This is a genomic window from Frankia sp. Cppng1_Ct_nod, assembly GCF_920656135.1.
Taxonomy (GTDB): domain Bacteria; phylum Actinomycetota; class Actinomycetes; order Frankiales; family Frankiaceae; genus Protofrankia; species Protofrankia meridionalis.
In genome coordinates this window covers 22,505-44,332 of the sequence record NZ_CAKKTK010000002.1, presented here as the reverse complement: position 1 = coordinate 44,332, position 21,828 = coordinate 22,505, and the positions used below count along the sequence as shown (strand labels likewise).

The 21,828-nt window shown below is 70.5% G+C and carries 15 protein-coding genes; 7 read left to right on the top strand and 8 right to left on the bottom strand.

The features are described 5' to 3' along the window. Nucleotides 1-132: 132 nt before the first annotated feature. Nucleotides 133-480, bottom strand: coding sequence for a DUF3499 domain-containing protein (locus NBW77_RS00985; protein WP_131745683.1), 348 nt, complete (start codon nt 478-480; stop codon nt 133-135). A gap of 186 nt (nt 481-666) precedes the next feature. Here NBW77_RS00985 and NBW77_RS00980 point away from each other — a divergent pair, with 186 nt between their 5' ends. Together NBW77_RS00980 and manA are read left to right on the top strand one after the other, a co-directional pair. Continuing rightward, entirely contained in the window at nt 667-1,209 is a 543-nt protein-coding gene (locus NBW77_RS00980) for a metallopeptidase family protein (protein ID WP_250279149.1), read from the top strand. A 506-nt stretch (nt 1,210-1,715) separates the two neighbouring features. Then, entirely contained in the window at nt 1,716-2,960 is a 1,245-nt protein-coding gene (gene manA, locus NBW77_RS00975; protein ID WP_250279148.1) for a mannose-6-phosphate isomerase, class I, read from the top strand. A gap of 7 nt (nt 2,961-2,967) precedes the next feature. On the opposite strand, the gene NBW77_RS00970 is transcribed toward manA, so the two are convergent. From NBW77_RS00970 to NBW77_RS00950, 5 genes are all read right to left on the bottom strand, one after another. Beyond that, nucleotides 2,968-4,608 (bottom strand): DUF5719 family protein, encoded by a 1,641-nt coding sequence (locus NBW77_RS00970; RefSeq protein WP_250279147.1) that lies wholly within the window; start codon nt 4,606-4,608, stop codon nt 2,968-2,970. Next, nucleotides 4,605-7,424, bottom strand: coding sequence for a glycosyltransferase (locus NBW77_RS00965; RefSeq protein WP_131745680.1), 2,820 nt, complete (start codon nt 7,422-7,424; stop codon nt 4,605-4,607). The genes NBW77_RS00970 and NBW77_RS00965 overlap by 4 nt, the downstream gene beginning before the upstream one ends. A 114-nt stretch (nt 7,425-7,538) precedes the next feature. Beyond that, nucleotides 7,539-7,802, bottom strand: a complete 264-nt coding sequence (locus tag NBW77_RS22675) for a WhiB family transcriptional regulator (protein WP_175324661.1) — start codon at nt 7,800-7,802, stop codon at nt 7,539-7,541. Nucleotides 7,803-8,740: 938 nt separating this feature from the next. Then, nucleotides 8,741-11,557: a bifunctional FO biosynthesis protein CofGH gene (locus NBW77_RS00955; RefSeq protein WP_250279146.1), complete on the bottom strand. Its 2,817-nt coding sequence runs from the start codon at nt 11,555-11,557 to the stop codon at nt 8,741-8,743. A gap of 181 nt (nt 11,558-11,738) precedes the next feature. Further along, entirely contained in the window at nt 11,739-12,002 is a 264-nt protein-coding gene (locus NBW77_RS00950; RefSeq protein ID WP_250279145.1) for a hypothetical protein, read from the bottom strand. Between the two features lie 266 nt (nt 12,003-12,268). Here NBW77_RS00950 and NBW77_RS00945 point away from each other — a divergent pair, with 266 nt between their 5' ends. From NBW77_RS00945 to NBW77_RS00930, 4 genes are all read left to right on the top strand, one after another. Then, nucleotides 12,269-12,844 carry a TetR/AcrR family transcriptional regulator gene (locus NBW77_RS00945; RefSeq protein WP_131745678.1) on the top strand — a complete coding sequence of 192 codons (576 nt, stop codon included), beginning with the start codon at nt 12,269-12,271 and terminating at the stop codon, nt 12,842-12,844. Between the two features lie 91 nt (nt 12,845-12,935). Continuing rightward, a complete protein-coding gene (cofD, locus tag NBW77_RS00940) occupies nt 12,936-13,895 on the top strand; it encodes a 2-phospho-L-lactate transferase (RefSeq protein ID WP_131745677.1) in 960 nt (319 codons plus the stop codon). After that, complete coding sequence (locus tag NBW77_RS00935) at nt 13,888-15,201, top strand: coenzyme F420-0:L-glutamate ligase (RefSeq protein ID WP_131745676.1); 1,314 nt, start codon at nt 13,888-13,890, stop codon at nt 15,199-15,201. Before cofD ends, NBW77_RS00935 begins: the two co-directional genes overlap by 8 nt. A 57-nt stretch (nt 15,202-15,258) precedes the next feature. Continuing rightward, on the top strand, nt 15,259-16,062 hold the full coding sequence (locus tag NBW77_RS00930; protein ID WP_131745675.1) for a thioredoxin-like domain-containing protein: 804 nt from the start codon (nt 15,259-15,261) through the stop codon (nt 16,060-16,062). 54 nt (nt 16,063-16,116) lie between these two features. On the opposite strand, the gene manB is transcribed toward NBW77_RS00930, so the two are convergent. Further along, nucleotides 16,117-17,178 carry a mannose-1-phosphate guanylyltransferase gene (gene manB, locus NBW77_RS00925; protein WP_502799409.1) on the bottom strand — a complete coding sequence of 354 codons (1,062 nt, stop codon included), beginning with the start codon at nt 17,176-17,178 and terminating at the stop codon, nt 16,117-16,119. A 132-nt stretch (nt 17,179-17,310) separates the two neighbouring features. On the opposite strand from manB, the gene NBW77_RS00920 reads away from it, so the two are divergent. Then, nucleotides 17,311-20,664 carry an NAD-glutamate dehydrogenase domain-containing protein gene (locus NBW77_RS00920; protein WP_250279144.1) on the top strand — a complete coding sequence of 1,118 codons (3,354 nt, stop codon included), beginning with the start codon at nt 17,311-17,313 and terminating at the stop codon, nt 20,662-20,664. 38 nt (nt 20,665-20,702) lie between these two features. On the opposite strand, the gene NBW77_RS00915 is transcribed toward NBW77_RS00920, so the two are convergent. Next, entirely contained in the window at nt 20,703-21,605 is a 903-nt protein-coding gene (locus NBW77_RS00915) for a glycosyltransferase family 2 protein (RefSeq protein WP_250279180.1), read from the bottom strand. Between the last annotated feature and the right edge of the window lie 223 nt (nt 21,606-21,828).

The following is a 21,828-nucleotide window of genomic DNA, read 5'->3' as shown; positions in this document are numbered from 1 at the left end:
TCCCCCGATGCAGTCCGTGCCGCTCTGACGCGGACGACCCTACCGACGCGGCATCCGCATGGTCGAAGGCACAAACCTGACACGACACCGCACCCACCTGCGGCGGACCCACCATGACGGAGCCGGATGGGATCAGGAGGGTCTGGGAAGAACCCGCAGATGACCGCGGCGACCCGCGGGTGTCGACGGATCGGGCGGGTCGGTACCGCGACCCGGTCGGCCCGCCTCACGTACGGCGTCCGCGAGCGCCTCAAGATCGTCCGATGCCGGACCGTGCTTGGACTCACCCTCGATTCGTACGACCGCCCAGCCGAGTGGCACGGTGAGGCGGTCCGCATGCGTGCCGCACAGGTCGTAGGAGTGCGGCTCGACATACGGGGAGAGCGGCCCGAGGACGGCTGTCGACTCGGCGTAGGCATATGTGAGCGTGGCGACCGCGGCCGCCGAGCATGCCGAGCGGGAGCAGCGCCGAGGCTTCACGTTCCGGACGGTAGCCCCCGGAACGGGCGACGGCCACAACCGTCCGCCGTGTCGCACCCAACCGCCAGAGAAGCGTAATCGATCGATGACACTCTGATGCTTATATCGGTGCCCAACGGAGACCGACGGACACACCGAGTATCCACCACAAGATCCATCCGGTCGGTCCGGAGGGCATCGGGACGCTTGCGCGCCGCGAGCCGTACGCTCAACCCCATGGCGGACAACGCCTCCACCGGGGCCACCTGGGGCACCCCCGTACCGGACTTCCCGTCCCCGCAGCCGCCCATCCCGTCGTCACGGCGTCGCGACCGGCGCGGACGCGGGCTGCGAGGCGTCCTCATCCCGCCGGAGGTCCCGGCCTATCGCAGCCGTGGCGAACGGTTCGACGACCTTGTCCTGGACGCGGTCGAGCACCTCGAACACCGTTGGTCGGCCGAACTGTCCGATGTCGAGTTCGCGGTCGAGGACGTCCCGCCCCTGCCCGCGATACTCGGCCCGGAAGAACCGATACCGCTGGCCCTTCACCAGCCCGCGGTCGGCCGAGGACGTTCCGCGACCCCGGATCGGATCATCATCTACCGCCGGCCACTGGAAGCCCGCGCGATGGACACCGATGACCTTGCCGAACTCATCCTGGACGTACTCATCCACAAGGTCGCGGACATGCTCGGCATGGAGCCGGAAGTCATCGATCCGGAAGGGCACGGTTGGCACGAGGACGAATAGCCGAGGTTTCCTCTAATGCGGCATACACAACATGCCGGCTTTCCGACCGGCCATACCCGGCCCTGAACGATTTCAGGTCAGGTAGCATATAGGTACGGTAGGGTCAAACCAACCGATACCCGGAACGGGAACCACTAAAATGTGAAACACTGCAATGTGAACCATGGCAATGTGAACCACGGAAATCGGATGCCCGAACACACTGCCCCACAACCAGCCACAACATACCACCCATGGTGTACCGGGTGTGAACCTGACCACACGGACCCCGGTCACAAGGCCTTTATCCCCTGTTCACGCCACCCTCTGTTCACGCCAGGGTCCCGGGCCGTTCACCAGACAATGCTCCGCGTCAATGCGGCAGGGACCCCGGGTGGCGCAGTCATAGCTCCATCCCTTCCAGGGGAAATCATAGGAGAACGCATGTTCGAGGATGGTGAACTGTGTTTCCTCGCCAGCCTGCGGACCCCGGAGCCCGCCCCGCCCGACCGAGAATCGGGGCCACGGTGACAACCGGAAGGTCCGACGGGATCGTGCGGCTGTTCGGGCAGGTACGCAACTACGGTTGGGGTTCGCCCACCGCCATCTACGACCTTCTCGGCGAGGACACCACCGGGCAGCCGGCCGCGGAACTCTGGCTCGGGACCCATCCTGGTGCCCCGTCCGAGATCGAAACCGGGTGCGGACGGCGAACAGCCGCGGAGCTCGTGGGCGGGTTGCCGTTCCTGCTGAAGGTACTCGCCGCGGACAAGGCGCTTTCGTTGCAGGTACACCCGGACGTGGCGCAGGCCCAGGTCGGTTTCGACGACGAGGAGCGGTCCGGGGTGCCGCTGGACTCGCCGCGCCGGCGGTACCGGGACCGCAACCACAAGCCGGAGCTGATCGTGGCGCTCACCCCGTTCCGCGCGCTGGCCGGCATCCGTGATCCGCAACGCACCCTTGCCGTGGCACGCGGTCTTGGTTACCCACCGCTCGTCGCCGCGTTCGCACCACTCGGCGCGGACCCGACCGCCGGCGCTGCCACTGTCTTGCGCGCACTGCTCACGATGCCCACCGACCAGGCCGACGATCTCATCGGCGGACTGGTCGATGCCGTCACCGGGATCGGCTCACCGGCGAGTCCGGACGTGGCGGGCGCCGCCGATCTGGTGCTCCGGCTGGCCGCGGCACACGCGGGTGACATCGGGATCGCCGCCGCGCTGCTGCTCAACGACGTGGCGCTCCAACCGGGCGAGGGACTCTTCCAACCCGCGCGCATGCTGCACGCCTACGTTCACGGTGTCGGCATCGAGATCATGGCGACATCGGACAACGTACTGCGCGGCGGCCTGACGCCGAAGCACATCGACGTCGACGAGCTGCTGCGCGTCCTCGACCCGACACCCACCAGAGCTCCCGTGCTCACTGCCCGGACAGTCCGGGAGACGGCCGGGACCACCGTGCGCGCCTGGGATGTTCCTGTCGTGGACTTCGGGCTGACTGAAGTGACCTGTAGGGAAGTGACCTGTGATGAAGTGGCCCACACCCGGGCGGTCCCCGACAGCTCCGTCGTGGTCCGGCCTCCCACGATTCTTCTGGTGACCGACGGAGCCGTCGATGTGGGTGGCGCCGGCGCCCACGCCACCAGACTGCGCCGCGGGCAGGCCGCCGTCCTAGCCCCCCGGCCGGGACTGTCCGCGTCGACCGAACTGACGTTCACCGGACACGGCAGGGTGTTTCTCGCCTCACCCGGATCACGCCCACCACTGTGACCGACAGTCATAAATGACCAAGAGTGCCCGGCCACCGGCGAAGGGCGACTCCGGGATCCTCAACCACCACCGGCGCGAACACGACACGTGGTGCCGCCGTAAGGGTCAGCAGGGACAACTCGCCGGCTGAGACGGTGATCCGGGCAGCCACCAACGGCCCGCCCTGGGTGACCATACGCACGGCGGCCCGCTGCTCGACCGACACCGTCCGACCGGCCGGGACCCTGACGGGGTCCCCGTCCAGCCAGACAGTGACCGCGGCGGCGGGAGCCGTGAGCACCAACGTCGACGGTGCCGCGTCCCCGACCGCGTCCCCGACCGCGGGCAGCAGGACCGCGTCCCCGACCGCGGGCAGCAGGACCGCGGCAGCCGGATCGGCCGGGATCGCCTCAGCCGCTGGGATCCACCAACGCCGGGGCGCCGGAGCCGGGGCGGCCGTTGGTGCCGGAGCCGGAGCCGGGGCGGAAGCAGGCCCAGCCCGGGATGCCGGAAGCGAACCGGCCGGAAACGATCCGGGATCCGGGATGGACAGCCCGACGGCCGCGACCACCGGCCCGCCGGATGTCGCGGCAACCCGTACCGCCGTCACGCCGGCTCCGGCCGCCACCGCGGGCAACCGGACAACCCCACCACCCGGCACCCGTAGCGCGGCCAGGCCGGGCGGTGCGAATCGCGCGGATGCCGTCAGCAATTCGATACGGATCACCGCATCCGTCCCGGGCGCGGCCACCACGACGTCCGCGCCACCGACACCCGCTGCCGCACCGGGGACGACAACCGAACTCGCCGGTTCAGCGCTGGTCGCCACGGGCACCGCAACCGAGTCCCCCGGGGCCGACCCGCCGGCCTGGTCCAGGACCAAAGCGGCCAGGCGCCCGTCGCGTACCTGAACCCGGACTGCCGTGGCGTCGGCATCCGGTGCCCAGGTTGAAAGTCGGCGGGTCACACTCGCGAGCGGCGGTATCCGGACGCCGTCCGGGGCCTGGGCCGTGGTACCACCCGCCGTCAGGACGGTGACCTCGGCGCGGGCGGGCACGACTTCGGGGTTCGTGAGGACGAGCAGCGGATCACGTCCGGCGATCGTCTCGGGGCCGACGAACCAGAACTCGCTGCGCGACCGGTCGCACCGGGCACGGCGTACCGGCGCCCGGCCGCCCTCGCCCGGCACAGTCACCGTCGCGCTCAGCCCGGCTGCCGCGGGGCCGGTCGCGTGTACGACCACCGGCACGCCACCGGGCACCGGTACGGCCATCCGGCCGGCCAACCCCCCGATGGCGGGGATATCCCGAACCTCGCCCCCCACGGACAGCCAGACCCGCCCACGGGCGTCCGTTACACCGTCCGCCGCCGCACCGGCGGTCCCCACGTCGACCGTGACCGTACTGCCCATGGGCGGGCGCAGATCAGGGCACAGCAGGGTCGCGGATGTCGGTGGTCTCCAGACACCGCCCGGCCGAACCGGTTGCGCGCGCAGGCCACCGGCCGGTCTGCCGAGTGCCGCGATCAACACGACGGCCAGCAGCGCAGGCAGTGCGACGGTGGCGGCCACCGCTGTGACGCGCAGACGCCGGATCCACCGCGACGCCCATTCCGGCCGCGTCTGCGGGGAGGGCCGGGCGGACGGTCCGCTCGGACCGGTCCCGGTCATGCCGACGGTCCCGCGACGGGCTGCTCCGCCACCGCCGCGGGGACCGCTGGGACCTGGCCCGGTGCCGACCCGACAGGGCGCCACACCACCGCATCACCCGACATCTGTTCCCGGACGAGGCCAGGTACGCGGTCGAGGGCCGCCACCAGCGACGCGGAGGCGTCCGGTAGTGGGACGACGACGGCCTGCACCGTCAGCGCCGCAAGCCCGGTCGCGCCCCAGGCCCCTCCGGCTGCGAGATCACTGACAATCGCTTCGAGGGTGGCATCACCGGCCGCGGGCAGCGCGCCCGAGACGTCGCTGAGTGTGTAGGCGACCGGTGACTCCGCTGAACGCTGGCGCAGTACCAGCACGCGGGCATTCGGCCTGGAAACATCCGCCACCGCCGCAACGGACGCCACCACATCGCCCGCCCGCGCGCCGGCACCGACCGCAACCTCACCAGCGCTGACGAACGCGAACGCGGAGACGATCGGGCCGACCGCGGCGGCCCCGCCGAGGGTCACCGCCACAGCCTGGCGCCAGCCGAACGGACGGCGGCGCAGGGCCGCGCCCACGCCCGACGCCGCCAGCGCGCCGGCGAGCAGCAGCCCCGAGACGGCAACCGCGAGTTGCGCGCCAGGCAGGTCACCGCCGCTACCCGCACTGCCCGTGTAGACCTCGATGACCGTGCCCGCCAGCCCGATCACGACCATTCCCCAGGCTGCGAGTACGGGCCGCCGGGTGTCGGCCCGCACGATCCCGATCGCGCCGGCCAACGCGGCCGGCACCAGAATGGCCGCGGTGACGACGGTCGTGGTGAGGACCGCGCCGAGATGACCGGCCTGCCCGGCGACCGGGCCGGACACCGCCGGCCACCCCGATGTCGACCCTGACGTCCACCCCGGAACCAGGCCGAACCTGCCGCAGGGGCCCACCCCGACCAGGACGCCCGGACAATCTATGATCACGCTCCGCCACGACCACAGCGGGAGTGCCGCGACCATGAGCGTGAGGAGTACCTGCGGGATACGGCGCGGTCTGCGCAGCAACGCCACTGTGGCCGCGAGACCCACAGCGGCCCAGGCGAGCAGGGCGGGGGCGCAGGCCACCGCGATCAGCAGGCGCCCTGCGAGTCGGCAGGTCGCGAGCCGGCCGCGGCTCGACCGGCCCGATGCCGTGAACAACGTGACCGCGGCGGCGAGGACCCCGGGAAGGATCATCAGGGCGAGTACGACGTCAACCCGGCCGACGGCGACCGCCCAGGTCATGGGTGGCGCCAGTGCGTATCCGGCCGAGGCTGTGATCCGAACGGGTGTGCTCGGCCCGTGCCGGCCGAAGGCGACGTACGCGCTCAGGCCGGCAAGCGCCGGTCCACCCAGCACGATCACGTCGGCGGCGAGCCACGGCTTGCCACCGAACACGGTCGCGAGGACGGCCAGCGGCGCCAGCCACGGTGGCACCGGCCCCGCCGTGGAGGTCACCGAGCCGGTGGAGCCGTACCCACGGCCGGCCTGCCATCCGGACAGCACAACCGACCACAGGTCACGGGCGCCGTGCGGTAACGGTAGCGGCGTGGCTGGCGCACCCGGACCCCACCAGGAGCCCAGCGGGGAGCGTGCCGCGAGCACTGTCACAACCGCGAGCAACCCCGCGAGAACCATCGCCGGACGAGTCAACCATTCTGGACGTACTGTCCATTCTGGATGGACAATACGGGCAGTAAAGGACGCCGACAATGCACGTAGGCGCCCACCCCGGGCCGGAAAGAGCGGACGCAGCGCGCGTGCCCGCACCCGGGCCGACGCTGCCCGACGGCGGCGCGCACGCCACAGCCACCCGGGGCGACAGATCACCTGGGCTGTCGCCACCACCTCGTCCAGCCCACCGCGCACCCGGCCGCAGCCGATCAGCCCGGCACCCCGCACAAGCCCGGCCAGCACGGCCCACAGGCACGCCGGTACCAGCAGACCCGCTCCGATGTTGGCCAGCCGGACCCGGAGCCCGTCCCGGCGGGCTGTTCGACCGCCCGGGAGCCGGGCCGCCACGACCGGCGGACCGTCACCGCCGGGCCGCGTACAGCGGACCGTAGCCGCCGGCACGACAACCACCCGCATCCCGGCCCGCCAGGCTCGCCAACCGAAGTCGAGGTCGAAGCCGACGGTGAGATCCGGGTCGATGCCACCGAGAGCATGCCACGCCGTGGCGCGAACGAGCGCACCCGCCGTAGCGACCGCAAGGACATCCCGGACGGCATCATGCTGCCCACGGTCGACCTCACCCGGGCTGATCCCGGTCACCCGGCGTCCGGCCGCGTCGATGCTGACCCCGACTTCGACGACCATGGGCGGGTCGTCCCGGTCAAGGACCTTCGGGCCGAGCACGGCGGCGCTCCGGTCCAGTTCCGCGTAGGTCAACAGCCGTTCGAGCGTGTCGGGGGCCGGTACCGAACCGTCGTGTAACAGCCACAGGAAGCCGTCCGAGGCAGGCGTGCGCTGGTGCGCAAGGCCCGCGACCACGGCTGCCCCGAAACTGGTCCCGGCCGGGACCGTACGGACCACCATCGCGGGACCGGCCGCCACCCGCGCACCGCCGGGCAGCCTCCCGCCCACATCCACCAGAACCACCCGGTCGGGCAGGCGAGTCTGCCGACCCAGGGCTCCCACCGTCTCTGCCAGCCGGTCCTTCGGGTCGATCAGCCACCCACCGGGGTCGAACGCCGGTTCGGCGACGACCACGACCGCGACCACCTCACGTCGGTCACGGATCACATCCCCCGCGTTGTTCGAGGCGAGGCAGGCCGGGGGATGGACGTCCCCGATGGCCGTGAGCCCCATCGCAGGGCGGCCTGTTTCCGGCAGGCCAGAGGTGTGTTCGGGTGGAACACCTGTGGCGGATGACCGAGTTGTCGTCACGCGGTGGATGCCCGCCCGCGAGCTCTCCCGAGGCCCTCAGACCGCCCGGCGGCGCAGCCTGCGCCGTTCCCGCTCCGACATCCCGCCCCAGATCCCGAACCGTTCGTCCTTTTCGAGTGCGTACTCCAGGCACTCGTTCCGGACCTCGCAGCCCGAGCAGATGCGTTTGGCTTCGCGGGTCGACCCACCCTTCTCCGGGAAGAACGCCTCCGGATCGGTCTGGGCGCACAGCGCACGCTCCTGCCACTCCGGAGGGTCAGCAAAAACGTCGTCGAGACCAAGATCGATGACATTGGCCAGGTCATCGCAGTGGGGTCCGGCGGCCGTTGCCCCGTCGGGACGCAGCCCGTTCGCGGCCGGCCCTGACTCCGGTTCGTCCGACTCGTCGTCAAGGTCGACGTCATCGTCGAAATCGACGTCGAAGTCGGCGGCGGTCAGCTCCCTACCGGCATGGCGGTAAGGGGCCGGCTGCCCCGGCCGCCCATCAACGGCCGTCCGTGCGGACAGCCCGGTGCGTGGCCGGTGTGTTTCGGCAAGGACGATGTGGACGCCCGCGTCGGTGCGCTCCATGTGGACTCCTCCAGACCCGTCGCGGTGCGGTCGGCCACCCCCCGGGCGCCGGCGCGCAGGTGACTGGTGTCCACACCGGTCGGGCGGGCGCTTTACCGCACCATCCCCACCGGCGGGGGAAATGACACGCCGGTAATTACACGCGCCGAAGACGGCGACGTCAACCCCACCAGCGCAACATCCTCTACAACCAGCGATCAGACAATAGCTCACGGTAGCGAGATGCCGTTACAGAGGGTCCCCGCTCGCTTCTCTGGGCAATACATGGAAGCTCTTCGGGGCCTCTGACCAGGCCATTTTACTGTGCGAAATCGTGTAAAGTTGGCATGCACTGTCCTTCTCATGACATCTCCTCCCATCCACCAGAATTAGTGTAAATGGTCACACGAAGCGTCACCGACGAGCTTCACCATCACTCGGAGCGCCGACGCCGCACAGCGAGATCACGACCGACCTGACTGGAACACCACGCGGACGCCGAAGGCGCAGGCACGCATCCGCCCCGCCGGATCCGATCGGATCGGTCTTCAGTGCCTGCCTGGGCCTGTTCTGTCCGGTGAAGGAACCAGCCGTCGAACCGACATACCGGTTGCGATCCCCGAGCACCATTGTCCTCGGGGATCGTCGATCAGCGGACCGACCCTGTCAGGGTCGGGACTCAGGACCCGTCAGGAGATGATCGGAAGGGCCCGCCGCGCGACACCCTGTCGGACACCGTCATCTTCCCGAAACACACCATCGGCCGGGACCACACCGTCCGGCTCGCCGCTGTTGGCACGGGCGGCGGCGAACCGCTCCGCCGACACGGTGCCATAGGTCGTCGTACGTTGGCGCGCGGGCCGACCCACGCCGGCGGCCAGTACCTCAAGCTCCGCGATGGACCGGGCCGACCCATGCCGGGAACCGGCCATCCGGCTGATCGTCTCCTCCATGAGCGTGCCGCCGACATCGTTGACGCCACCGCGCAGGACCTGGTGGCAGCCGTCCGACCCGAGCTTCACCCATGAGCACTGAATGTTGTCGATCATGCCGTGCAGGAGCAGTCGGGCCATCGCGTGCACCACCCGGTTCTCCTGGACGGTCGGACCCGGCCGGGCCACCCCCGCCAGGTAGATCGGTGAACTGTGGTGGACGAACGGCAACGCCACGAACTCGGTGAACCCACCCGTCGACTCCTGGATACGACGCAGCAACCGCAGGTGGGCCAACCAGTGGACCGGCGTGTCCACATGCCCGTACATCATCGTGGCGGACGATCGCAGACCCACCTCATGGGCGGTGGTGATGATCTCCACCCAGCTGGAGGTCGGCAGCTTACCCTTGGTCAGCACCCAGCGCACGTCGTCGTCCAGGATCTCCGCGGCCGTTCCCGGGATCGAGTCGACGCCGGCCTCACGAGCGGCGGTCAGCCAGTCCCGTACGGACAGGCCGGTCCGGGTCGCCCCGTTGACGACCTCCATCGGGGAGTAGGCATGCAGGTGCAGCCCGGGCACTCGACGCTTGATCTCGCGGGCCAGCTCGAAGTAGGCCGTCCCGGGCAGGTCCGGGTGGATGCCACCCTGCATGCAGATCTCGGTCGCGCCGACCGCCCACGCCTGCTCGGCTCTGACACCGACCTCCTGCTGGGAGAGCGTGAAGGCGTCAGCGTCGTTACGACGTTGCGCGAACGCGCAGAACCGGCACCCCGTGTAGCAGACATTCGTGAAGTTGATGTTCCTGTTGACGACGTAGGTGACGTCGTCACCGACCACGTCCCGCCGCAGGTCGTCCGCGAGCCGGCAGAGCTCCTCCAGCGCCGCCCCGGACGCACCGAACAGCACGAGCGCATCCGCGTCGGTGATGGCCGCGGGGTCACGGGTGGCATGGCGCAACGCGGCCCGCTCGGCGGCGTCCAGGTGATGCCGCACCGAGCTCGCGTCCGGACGGGACGCGCCACCGTCCGCTCCCGCTCCCCCGGTCGTCGGGGTCGCCGGGGTCGCCGGGGTCGCCGCGGTCGCCGCCCGCGACCCTGTGCCGACAACTCCGTCCGCGCCCGTACCGGCAGCGCTGACCTGCTCGCGCAGGACGTCCCAGTCGCCGTAGACGGAGGCGAAGTCGGCCCGGCGGTCGGCCCGGCGACCGGAGACGTCGATGGCCGCCTGCAGGTCGATCCGGCCGCTGTCACCGAGGCCGCCGTCCGGTTCCTGCCACGGGCGGCCTGTCGCGGCCGCTCCCGGGAGCAGTAGACCGTCCGGGCCGGCCAGCCCGTCCACGTGCGGTCGCAGCCGGGGATCCAGCCAGGGCTCGTCCAGGTATGGCGGGTAGGCGGTCAGGCGCGCCCGCAGCGTGAAGCCGGCCGCCGCGGTGACCGCGGTCAGGGTCTCGACCGCCGGCCAGGGACGTTCCGGATTGACGTGGTCGGGTGTCACCGGCGACACCCCGCCCCAGTCGTCGATGCCCGCGGCCAGCAGCAACACGCATTCCTCGACGTCGACCAGGTTCGGCGGTGCCTGCACCCGGACGGACGGGCCGAGGACAAGCCGGGCGACCGCCACCGTTGCGGCGAGCTCCTCGGCCCCGACGTCAGGTGCGTCGCGCATCGCCGTGTCGTCCTTGGCCCGGAAGTTCTGGACGATCACCTCCTGGATGCCGCCGTAGCGTCGGGCCACCCCCCTGATCGCGAACAGGGTCTCCGCCCGCTCAAGACGGGTCTCGCCGATCCCCAGCAGCAGGCCGGTGGTGAACGGGACGGCCAGCCGGCCCGCGTCCTCCAGCACCCGCAGCCGGAGTGCCGGCTCCTTGTCGGGCGAGCCGTGGTGCGCCCCGCCCGGGGTCGACCACAGCCTGGTCGCGGTTGTCTCCAACATCATCCCCATGGACGGGGCGACCGGTTTGAGCCGGGCCAGCTCCTCCCACGACAGCACCCCGGGGTTCAGGTGCGGCAACAGCCCCGTCTCCTCGAGGACGGCGATGGCCGCCGCCCGCAGGTAGCCGACGGTCGAGTCGTAGCCATGGGCGTCCAGCCACTCACGCGCCGCGGGCCAGCGATCCTCCGGACGATCACCCAGGGTGAACAACGCCTCCGCGCAGCCGGCCACCGCGCCCCGTCGGGCTATGTCGACGACCTCATCGAGGTTCAGGTAGGGCGCGGGCAGCCGGTGCGGGACCGTCGCGAAGGTGCAGTAGTGGCACCTGTCCCGGCACAACCGAGTCAGCGGGATGAACACCTTCGGCGAGTAGGTGATCGTCTCCGGGCGGCCGGCCGAGCGAAGGCCCGCGTCCCGCGCCCGAGCAGCCGACGAGGACAGATCCACAAGATCGTCCCCGCGGGCAGCCATCAGGACAGCGGCTTCCACCGCGTCGAGGATCGCTCCGTCGCGGGCCCGCCGCAGCGCGCGCCGCAGCGCCGCCGCACCGGGCGGCACCTGGGCACCGGGCCGTGCCGGCGATACGGCGCTGCTCGTGGCGCCGGTCGAGCCGGCCGCGGACTCCCGCGATCTCGTCATCTACCCACCTGAATCCAATGAATCAGATATGGACCGTGCCCGGAGAACATCCGCCCGGTCGCCGAGCTCCCGCCACCCGACAGGGACTACAGCGTCTCGCGGTATCCCCAGGCTCCCGCAGTGCCGCACCATGCGCACGAGATCGCCTGCCACGGACGCGGGCCGGGGCTACCTGGAGGTGTCAGCGGGCTGCGGTGGAGCGGAGCCGACCGACGACACCGAGCGTGTGGTATCTCCGACATCGGGACGCGAGTCTGTCGCAATGCCGGGATGCCGCGGCGTCACCCGGCATCGGGGACCCGCCGACCGTCCGACGCAACTGCGCACGCCTTGCCGCCTCAACCTGCGGGTGGCGGGCACCCGCCAGCGCTCGGGCAAGAGTTCCGGTGAGAGCGTCGAGGCTGTGGGTCGCCATGGGCGGAGGCTTCGCAACGATCTCGTACATGGACCGTCCTTCTCTCGTATCGAACGGGCAGTCCCAGTCTCACCACTCTCTCTACGCAGAATCAAGAGATACGACATGAAGAAGTGATCTTTTTCTTCTAGTAATATTAATTACCTATTTATTATAAAATGCCCGCCATTGAGCGCGTCCGCCGCCAGCCCCTGACGTCAAACCCTTGACATCGGCCGTGTACGAACTATCCGCTCACCTTCACGTCCGCTCGCCTTCACGCGACCGGCGGGCACCGTGGTCGTTAGGCTGATCAGGTGCCGCGTAACCGCCAGGAGGTCCCGCGCGAGGAGCGAATAGACGCACTGCTGGCCGTCGCCGAACAGCAGTTCCTCGCCCGGGGCTTTGCCGCCACCTCCATCGCGGAAATCGCCCGCGCCGCGGGCATCGAGCCGGGTTCGGTCTACTGGTATTTCCGATCAAAGGACCATGCCTTCGCCGCCGTCCTCAACCGGCTCCTCGACGGCGAGGTCGACCGGATCGAGGAGTTCGACGGCGATCCGACGCAGAAGCTGTTCGCCGCTCTGGACTCGGTCGAACGCCGTCGATCCCTGCACCCATGTGTGGCCGAACGCGCACCGCACTCGCCGACGGTCATGGAGTACCACGAACGGCTGCACTCCTGGCTCCACGATCTGGCCCTGGCCGCCGTCGCGGACCATGCCACCGGGCCGGACCGCGACATTGCCGCGGACGCGGTCGTCGCCACCATCGAAGGCGGGTTGGCCAACCCGGCTCCCGCGCGGCCGACCAGTGGTCTCGTGCGCTACCTGCTGGCCGCGTTCGCAGCTCAACGACCGCAGGAACCGACCGAGGCCACCGCCTCGTCCTGAGCGTTCACCACCGAAGACGGCTCCCGGTGCCGGATGACTACTTTCGGCAACGCCGCGCGGGTTGGGCCAGCCGGTGACAGGATGACGAGATGTGAAGGTCACAGCGCTCGCGGGCGGTATCGGCGGGGCCCGCTTCCTGCTCGGGGTGAAGGCCGCGTTGCCCACCGCCGAAATCACGGTGATCGGTAACACCGGCGATGACATCACCCTGCACGGCCTGCGGATCTGTCCCGACCTCGACACCGTTATGTACACGCTCGGTGGCGGTATCTCGCCCGACCGCGGCTGGGGTCGCCACCATGAGACGTTCACCGTGGCCGAGGAGCTGGCAACCTACGGCGTCGGCCCCGCATGGTTCGGGCTCGGCGACCGCGACCTTGCCACCCATCTCGTCCGCACCCAGATGCTCGCTGCCGGCTACTCCCTCACCGACGTCACGGCGGCACTGTGCGAACGTTGGAAACCCGCAGTACGCCTGCTGCCGATGAGTAACGAACGTGTCGAGACCCACGTCGTCGTCGAAACCGACGAGGGCCGCCGCGCCGTCCACTTCCAGGAATGGTGGCTGCGGATGCGGGCCGCCACCCCGGCCGGGGCGATCCTCTCGGTGGGCGCCGAAACCGCGCTGCCCGCACCCGGGGTACTCGATGCACTCGCCGAGGCCGACGTCGTACTGCTCCCACCGTCGAATCCGGTGGTGTCCATCGGGACGATCCTCTCCGTCCCAGGGCTTCGCGAGGCGCTGGCGCACACCCCCGCGCCGGTCGTCGGCGTCTCACCGATCATCGGGGGCGCGCCGGTGCGGGGGATGGCGGACGCGTGCCTCACCGCGATCGGAGTGGCCACCACGGCGGGGGCGGTCGGGGCCCACTACGGGGCCCGCGGCGCATCCCCGGCCGGCGGAGGAATCCTCGACGGCTGGCTGGTCGACACCGTCGACACCGGTACGGAGGTCCCGGGCGTCACCGTGAAGGCCCGCCCGCTGCTGATGACCGACGTCGCGGCCACCGCCCAGATCGTGCGGGCCGCACTGGAGCTCGCCGGTGTCTGAGACGTTGGAGATCACCGCCGTTCCCGGGATCGACGAGGTCCGCGCGGGCGACGACCTGACCTCGATGATCGCGACCGCGTTGGCGGACAGTGGCATCGCGCTGCGCGACGGCGACGTCCTCGTCGTCACGTCGAAAATCGTCTCGAAGGCGGAAGGCCGTCTGATCCGCGTCGAAGACGACCGCGAAACAGCCCGGCTTGCCGCCATCGACGCCGAGACCGTCCGCGTGGTGGCCGAACGGGGGGCGACCCGCATCGTCGAGACCCGCCACGGGTTCGTGCTCGCCAGCGCCGGGGTGGACGCTTCCAACGTGCTCAAGGACGAGATCGCCCTGCTGCCCCTCGACCCGGACGCGAGCGCGCGGGCGCTGGTCGACGGCCTGCGGGCTCGGCTCGGTGTGGCGGTGGCCGTCGTCGTCAGCGACACCGCGGGCCGGCCGTGGCGAACCGGTCTGACCGACCATGCGATCGGCGTGGCGGGCATGGCCGCACTGCGAAGCCACATCGGCGAGGTCGACCCCTACGGCAACGAACTGGGCATGACCGAGATCGCCGAGGCGGACGAGCTGGCCGCCGCCGCCGACCTCGTCAAGGGGAAGCTGTCGGGCGTGCCGGTGGCACTCGTCCGCGGCCTGCGGACGCTGCCCGACGACGGCCGCGGTGTCCGTGCGTTGGTGCGCCCGGCGTCCGAGGACATGTTCCGGCTCGGGACCACCGAGGCAGCGCGGTCGGCGGTGACCGCACGGCGAACCGTCCGCGAGTTCAGCGACCAACCGGTGGACCCGGCGGCCCTGCAACGTGCGTTCGCCGCGGCGTTGACCGCACCGGCCCCGCACCACACCATCCCGTGGCGATTCGTGGTTGTGACCGATACCCGCGACCAGCTGCTCGACGCGATGGCCGAGGCCTGGGCTGCGGACCTGCGCGGCGACGGCTTCGACGAGGCTGCGGTCGCGCGGCGGCTCGGACGCGGAAACGTGCTGCGCCACGCCCCCGTCCTCGTCGTCCCGTGCCTGGTCGCGGACGGCGCCCACGCCTACCCGGACAGCCGGCGGGCCGCCGCCGAGGAACGCATGTTCCTGGTCGCCGTCGGTGCCGGCGTACAGAACATGCTGGTCTGTCTGGCCGCGGACGGCCTCGGCTCCTGCTGGGTGTCAAGCACCCTGTTCTGCCCGGACGTGGTCCGTGCGGCCCTGCAGCTGCCCGATAGCTGGCAGCCCATGGGGGCGCTGGGAATCGGCCATCCGGCCCGCCCACCCGCGGACCGCCCGGCCCACGACGTCGCCGCGTTCGTTATAACGCGGTAGGCCGAAAGGACGACCGGCCCGCCGGACGGTGTTCGACACTCCATAGAATCGTGCGCCGTGGGCAAAAAGAGCGCGGACCGCAACGCTCGGCTGGAGGAGCTCCGGCGCGAACAGCGACGTGGGGAACGGCGACGTTCCCTGCTGATCTACGGTACCAGCGGCCTGGTCGCCGTCGCGCTGCTGGCCGGCATCGTGATCTATGCCGTTCTCCAGAAGAGCTCGGAGAACAAGACCCACGCGGTCGGCTACGTCACCCGGGCAAGCGCCGCTGCTGCTGCCGCCGGGTGCACCGGGGTCGTCAACGACGCGTCGCGGGGCAACACCCATGTCGCCGCCAACCAGACCGTCGACTACGATCAGGCCCCGCCGTCGTCGGGTAATCACGACTCCGATCCGTTGCCGGATGCCTACCGCTTCTACGAGCGCATCCCCAACCTGCGGGTCGAACGGGCCGTCCACAACCTGGAGCACGGTTTCATCATCGGTTGGTACGACCCGAAGCTCTCCGACGACCAGGTCGCCGCACTGCGGACCGCCGCCGACACCGCCGGTGACCGGTTCATCGCCGTCCCCTGGCAGCGCGGCGACTTCCCGTCCGACAGGCACTTCGTACTGACCGCGTGGGACCGCACCCAGCGGTGCACCACCGTGTCCGAGGTGGCCATCAAGGAGTTCGTGAAGACCTACGCCAACCCCGGTCCCACCGGCGCGGCCTGGGACTCCCCGACCGCATCCGAGTCGGGTGCCTCGGGTGGCTCTCTCAACCTGAGTCCGACCATCGCGGGAAGCACCGCGGGAAGCACCGCGGGAAGCACCGACACGGCAGGGTCGACCGCGGGTACCGCAACCACCGCCCCATAGGGCACCGCTCCGCCAGGGCCGCCCACGGTGGGCGGCCCTGGCGAGCCGCTGTCTTCAGCCGCGATCGGAACTGAAACGGATGGCGCCCGCGCCCAGGACCGCGCCGGGGAACACCCGAGCGCCGGCCCGCAGTTCGTTGTCCGGGTCGATCCGCGCACCGTCACCCACGACGACCCCGTCGAGTGCCACCCCGGCGCCGATGACGGCGCCGGCCCCCACCACCGAAGCGCGCACCACGGCGCCCTCGCCGATGACAGCACCGTCGAAGATCACCGAACCGTCGATCGTGGCGCCGTCACCCACCACCGCGCCGACTCCCACCACCGATCCTCCGCCGAGCTTGGCGTCGGTGGCGACCGTCGCGTCCGGCAGTACCAGCCAGTCACCCACCGGTCCCGGCAGCGCCGAGGACCCGATCCGCCCGGTGACCAGATCCCGTGAACCCTGAACGAACGCATCGGGGGTTCCGAGATCGAGCCAGTAGGTGCTGTCCACATAACCGACCACGAGGGTGCCGGCCGCCAACATCCCCGGGAAGATCTCACGCTCGACCGAGACCGGACGGCCGGCCGGAATCTCGTCGATCACGGATCGGCGGAAGACGTAACAACCGGCGTTGATGCGGTTGGTCGGCGGATCGGGGGTCTTCTCCAGGAACTGCGTGACCCGCCCGTCGGCGTCGGTGGGGACGACACCGAACGCCCGTGGATCGCCGACCTCGGTCAGGTGCAGGGTGACGGCCGCGCCGGTCTGCTGGTGCCGCCGGACCAGCGCGGCGATGTCCAGGCCCGACAGAATGTCACCGTTGAAGATGACGATCGGGTCATCGGGACCGCCGCGCAGTTTCGGCGCGACATTGCGGATCGCGCCGCCGGTTCCCAGCGGTTCGGTCTCGGTTACGTACTCAAGTTCCAGGCCGTGCGCGGAGCCGTCCCCGAAGTAGTCCTCGAAGACCTCGGCCCGGTATGACGTCGCGAGAACGACGCGGGTGATCCCGGCATCACGCGCACGGGCAAGCATATGGGCGGTTACCGGTACACCGGCGACCGGAAGCATCGGTTTCGGTGCTGACATCGTCAATGGCCGCAGGCGACTTCCCTGTCCCCCGACCAGCATCACAGCGTCCATGGCGCGTCAGTGTGGCAGAGGCACCACCCTCCCAGGAGCAAGGCGGGCGGACTACGGCGACGTCGCGTTGCGGACATCTAGGCATATGAGCAGGTCAGGGACTGCGCCCAGGTTGCCGGCGTGCGTCGGCGAACGCTTCTGGGCGATGCTGGACGGGTGGTACGCCAGTCGCCCGGCGGTTACCGGGCCTCCTACGACGGCGTCCGTTCGGGCGTCGAAGCAGCCCTGGCCGGGCTGGCCCGGGACGGGGATCCCGGCTTTGCCGCCGCACTGACCGACGACCCGCACACCACGCTCATCGTGTGGCTCGCCTGGCATGCCTACGGACCCCCCATCGCCGACGTCGTGCCGGTCCTGACCAACCTCGGTCTGCGAGCGGTGACCCACCGCTCGCTGCCCGGCCATGCGGACCCTGCCGGTGATGCGGTCAGCGTGGACGAGTACCACGTGGTCACAGCCTCGGAACTGGCCGACGCGGCGATCCGCCAGATGGACGGGCTGCGCGACGTCCTGGCCGGGCTGGCCCGCGGAGACGTCGACAGCGACAGCCTCGACGCGCTGGTGCTCACCGCCGGGCTCACCGCCGGGGAGGTCGGGTTGCTGCGGGCGATGTTCCGTTACCTCCGTCTCGCGGGAACGTCGCTGGGTACCGGCTACGCACACCGGGTCCTGACCGCCAATCCGTCCTATGCGCACGACCTGGTGGCGCTGTTCCACGCCCGGATGGACCCGTCGCGGGCCAGCCCGACGGAGACCGCGCGACTGTGCGCGCGGCTTGAGGACGCGCTGGGACATGTGACGGGCATCAACGACGACGCCGTGCTCCGCCGGCTGCGGGACCTCGTCCTCTCGGTCGTCCGGACGACGTTCTACCCGCCGGCCGAACCGTCCGCGGACACCGACGGGACCGGGGACCCGCTCGCCATCAAGATTGCTTCGACCGGGCTGGCGTGGCTGCCGCCGCCCGTACCGGAAGCCGAGACCTTCGTCAGTACCGGGCGGTTCGACGCGGTGCACCTTCGCGGCGCCCGCCTGGCCCGTGGCGGTATCCGATGGTCCGACCGCAAGGAGGACCTGCGCACCGAGATCCTCGGCCTGATGAAGGCCCAGCGGGTCAAGAACGCCATCATCGTGCCGGACGGCGCCAAGGGCGGGTTCGTGCTGCGCCGTCCGCCGTCCGATCCTGGCGAGCTGGGTGTGCAGGCCCGGTCCTGCTATGCGGAGTTCATGCGGGCACTGCTGGCGCTCGTCGACAACCGGGTCGGCGATGAGGCCCGTGGAAGACCCGGGATGGTCTGCCATGACGGCCCCGACAGCTACCTCGTCGTCGCCGCGGACAAGGGCACGGCCCGCTTCTCCGACCTGGCCAACGCGGTCGCCACCCGCAGCGGCTACTGGCTCGGCGACGCCTTCGCCTCGGGTGGGCGGACCGGATACGACCACAAGGCGCTGGGCATCACCGCCCGCGGCGCGTGGGAGTCGGTCCGCCGTCACTTCGCCGAAATCGGCGTCGACGCCGACCATGAGCCGCTCACCGCCGTCGGTATCGGCGACATGTCCGGGGACGTCTTCGGCAATGGGATGCTGCGCTCCAGCCATCTGCGCCTGGTCGCCGCGTTCGATCATCGTCACATCTTTCTCGACCCCGACCCGGACCCGGCTCGTTCGTTCGCCGAACGCCGTCGGCTCGCCGCGTTGCCCGCCAGCAGTTGGGACGACTACAACCGGACGGTGCTGTCCCCCGGCGGGGGTGTGTTCCCACTGTCGGCCAAGCAGATCGAGCTGACCGACGGAGCGCGGGAGCTGCTCGGCGTCGGCGAGGACACACTGCCCGCTGACGCCCTTGTCCGGGCCGTGCTGCGGGCGCCGGTCGACCTGCTGTGGAACGGAGGCATCGGCACCTGGGTGAAGGCGAGCACGCAGGATCACGCCTCGGTCGGGGACAAGGCTCGGGACGGGATGCGGGTCGACGCCCGCAGTCTGCGGTGCCGGGTGGTGGCCGAGGGCGGCAACCTCGGACTCACCGATGCCGCCCGGGTCGAGTTCGCGCTCGGCGGCGGGCGCTGCAACACCGACTTCGTGGACAACTCCGCCGGTGTCGACTGCTCCGACCGCGAAGTCAACATCAAAATCGGCCTCGATCTGGCCGTCGAGAAGGGGGTGATCGACCGGGACGAACGCGTGCGGCTGCTGGCCGCGGCGACCGAGGATGTCGTGCGCACGGTCCTCGCCGGCTCCGCCCGCCAGGCCCTGGCCCTGAGCGCCGCCGAACGCCATGCCATGGCCACGGTCGACGGCCTCGTTCAGTTCATCGACCACCTCCTCGAGACCGGCGATCTCGACCCGGACGTCGAGACCCTCCCCGACACCGACGAGCTGCGTGACCGCGTCGCGAGGGGACACACCTTCACCCGGCCGGAGATCGCCATCCTGCACGCCTACGCAAAACGGACGGTCTCCCGAGCACTGCTGGAATCCGATCTTCCCGACGAGCCGGTCCTCGCCCCCGCGCTGGACGCCTACCTGCCGACATGCCTGCCCGTGATGGTCCGCGAACACTTCGACCGCCACCCGCTGCGCCGGGAGATCGTCGCATCACAGCTCACCAACTCGATCATCGACCGGGTCGGTGCCGGCTTCCTCTACCGCCTCCGGGAACTGACCGGCGCGGACACGGTCCAGAGCATCCGGGCGTTCATCATCACCCGGGATCTGCTCGGCCTCACCGACATCTGGGATGCGCTGGACGCGCACTGCCTCGGGGAGGGCAGCCGGGGACGCCCGACGGTGGGTTCCACCGACCCGGCACCGGATGCGTTGCTGCACTGCCATTTCGTCCAGGAGGAGTCCGCGCTGTGGCTGCTGCGGGCACGGCGGACGCCGCTGAACATCGCCGCCGAAACCACCCGCTACGCCGACGGGATGCGGGAGGTGACCGCGGCTCTGCCGACCGTGCTGGCCACCGCCGGGTCGGAGCAGGAGCTGACCGGCATCCTGCAACTGGCCGAACAGCTGTACGAGCGTGGCCTGTCCGGGCAGCTTGCGGAGCGCGTCGCCTGGCTGGAGGCGATGAGCCCGGCCCTCGACATCGTCGACGTTGCCCTGCGTAACGACCTTGAGCCGACCGACGTGCTCTACGCCCACATCGCCATCGGAACCAGGCTGGGGCTCGGGCGCCTCGGCCTGGCGCACCTCATCGGCCGCAGCGCGCAGCTGCCCGGCCAGTCCCACTGGGAACACATGGCCGCCGCATCCCTGCGGGCGGACGTCGCGCGCAGCCGGTCGGAGCTGACCGAGGCGGCCATGGCGACACCCGAGTTCGACATGGACGCGGCGATCGACCGGATCACCACCGGTGCTCGGGCCGACCGGGTGCGAGCCATCGTGGACGAGGTGACCGCGGCACCTCGCCTGACCAGCGCCATGATCTCTGTCGTGGCCGGTCGACTGGGCGAGCTCATCCCCCCTCGATGACCGGTCGGACCCGGATCATCTCCCCGGTGAGGGAACCGTCAGGCCCGCCTACCGCGCGGGAGGACGTCGGCGGACCGGGTCGCCCGGGCACCGGCACTGTCGGTGGCGAGGACGAGGGCCACCAGCAGGCGAAGCCCCAGCCCCAGCCCGAGAAGGACCCGCAGCGGCAGGTAGCGCGGTGCCGCGTACTGCCGGGACAGGTAACGGAGCATGCTGCGGTGATGCGCGATCACCATCCGGCGTGAGGTGCGCTTCGTCGAGTGGCCACCCAGATGTTCCACGACCGCGGTCGGCACGTAGACCAGCTGCCAGCCGGCCAGCCCGAGCCGCCGGCCCAGGTCCACGTCCTCCATGAACATGAAGTACGTCTCGTCGAACCCGTCGACCGCCTCGAACGCCTGGCGCCGCAGTACCTGGCACGATCCGGACAGCCAGCCGGCGGTCGTCTCGACCGGCACCGTGTGTTCCCGGCGGTAGGCGGTCGTCCACGGGTTCGTCGGCCAGCACCAACCGAGCAGGGCATGCCCGATCCCCCGCCCCAGTGAGGGAAGATCCCGGGCGGACGGGTAGAGCACACCGCCGGGGTTCGTGATCGCCGGGCCGAAAGCGCCGGCCCCCGGCCAGCGGTCGGATGCGTCCAGCAGCTCGTCGAGCGATCCCGGCATGAACGCGATGTCGGCATTGGCCACAACCAGCCACGGCGTACCAGCGTTGACCGCGCCTCTGTTCGCCGCCGTCCCGTAGCCGAGATTGCGTCCGGTGCGCAGCAGTCGCGCCCCGGGACGCCCGGCCGCGGCTGTCGTGCCCGCGTCCATCATCGGCGAGTTGTCGACGATGACCACCTCGTACGGACGCGACGTGGCCTTGGCCAGGGAGTCCATGAAGGGGCCCAGCACCTCGCCCGAGTGGTATGTGACGACCACGACACGCAGCTGCGGCAATACGTCCGCGAGACCCTGCCGCCCGCTTTGCTGCTCCTGTGGCCGTGTCGGGGCTCCCCCGTCTTGTACGCTCACCAACCCGCCCTCTTCGTCCCTGCCCGTTCGCTCCTATGTGGGTCAGAACGTAGCGCGCCCGGCCGGGACGCCTTCGACGTACCTGTTGCCGAACTTCAGGCCAGGCCGTCCCAGGCCGTCCCAGGCCGTTCCAGACCGGGTCCCGGGC

Bases quoted from the DNA above. Each gene is read 5' to 3' on its own strand.
- NBW77_RS00970 (WP_250279147.1), bottom strand. From the start codon at position 4,608: ATGACCGGGACCGGTCCGAGCGGACCGTCCGCCCGGCCCTCCCCGCAG.
- NBW77_RS00965 (WP_131745680.1), bottom strand. From the start codon at position 7,424: ATGGGGCTCACGGCCATCGGGGACGTCCATCCCCCGGCCTGCCTCGCC.
- NBW77_RS00955 (WP_250279146.1), bottom strand. From the start codon at position 11,557: ATGACGAGATCGCGGGAGTCCGCGGCCGGCTCGACCGGCGCCACGAGC.
- NBW77_RS00950 (WP_250279145.1), bottom strand. From the start codon at position 12,002: ATGTACGAGATCGTTGCGAAGCCTCCGCCCATGGCGACCCACAGCCTC.
- manB (WP_502799409.1), bottom strand. From the start codon at position 17,178: ATGCTGGTCGGGGGACAGGGAAGTCGCCTGCGGCCATTGACGATGTCA.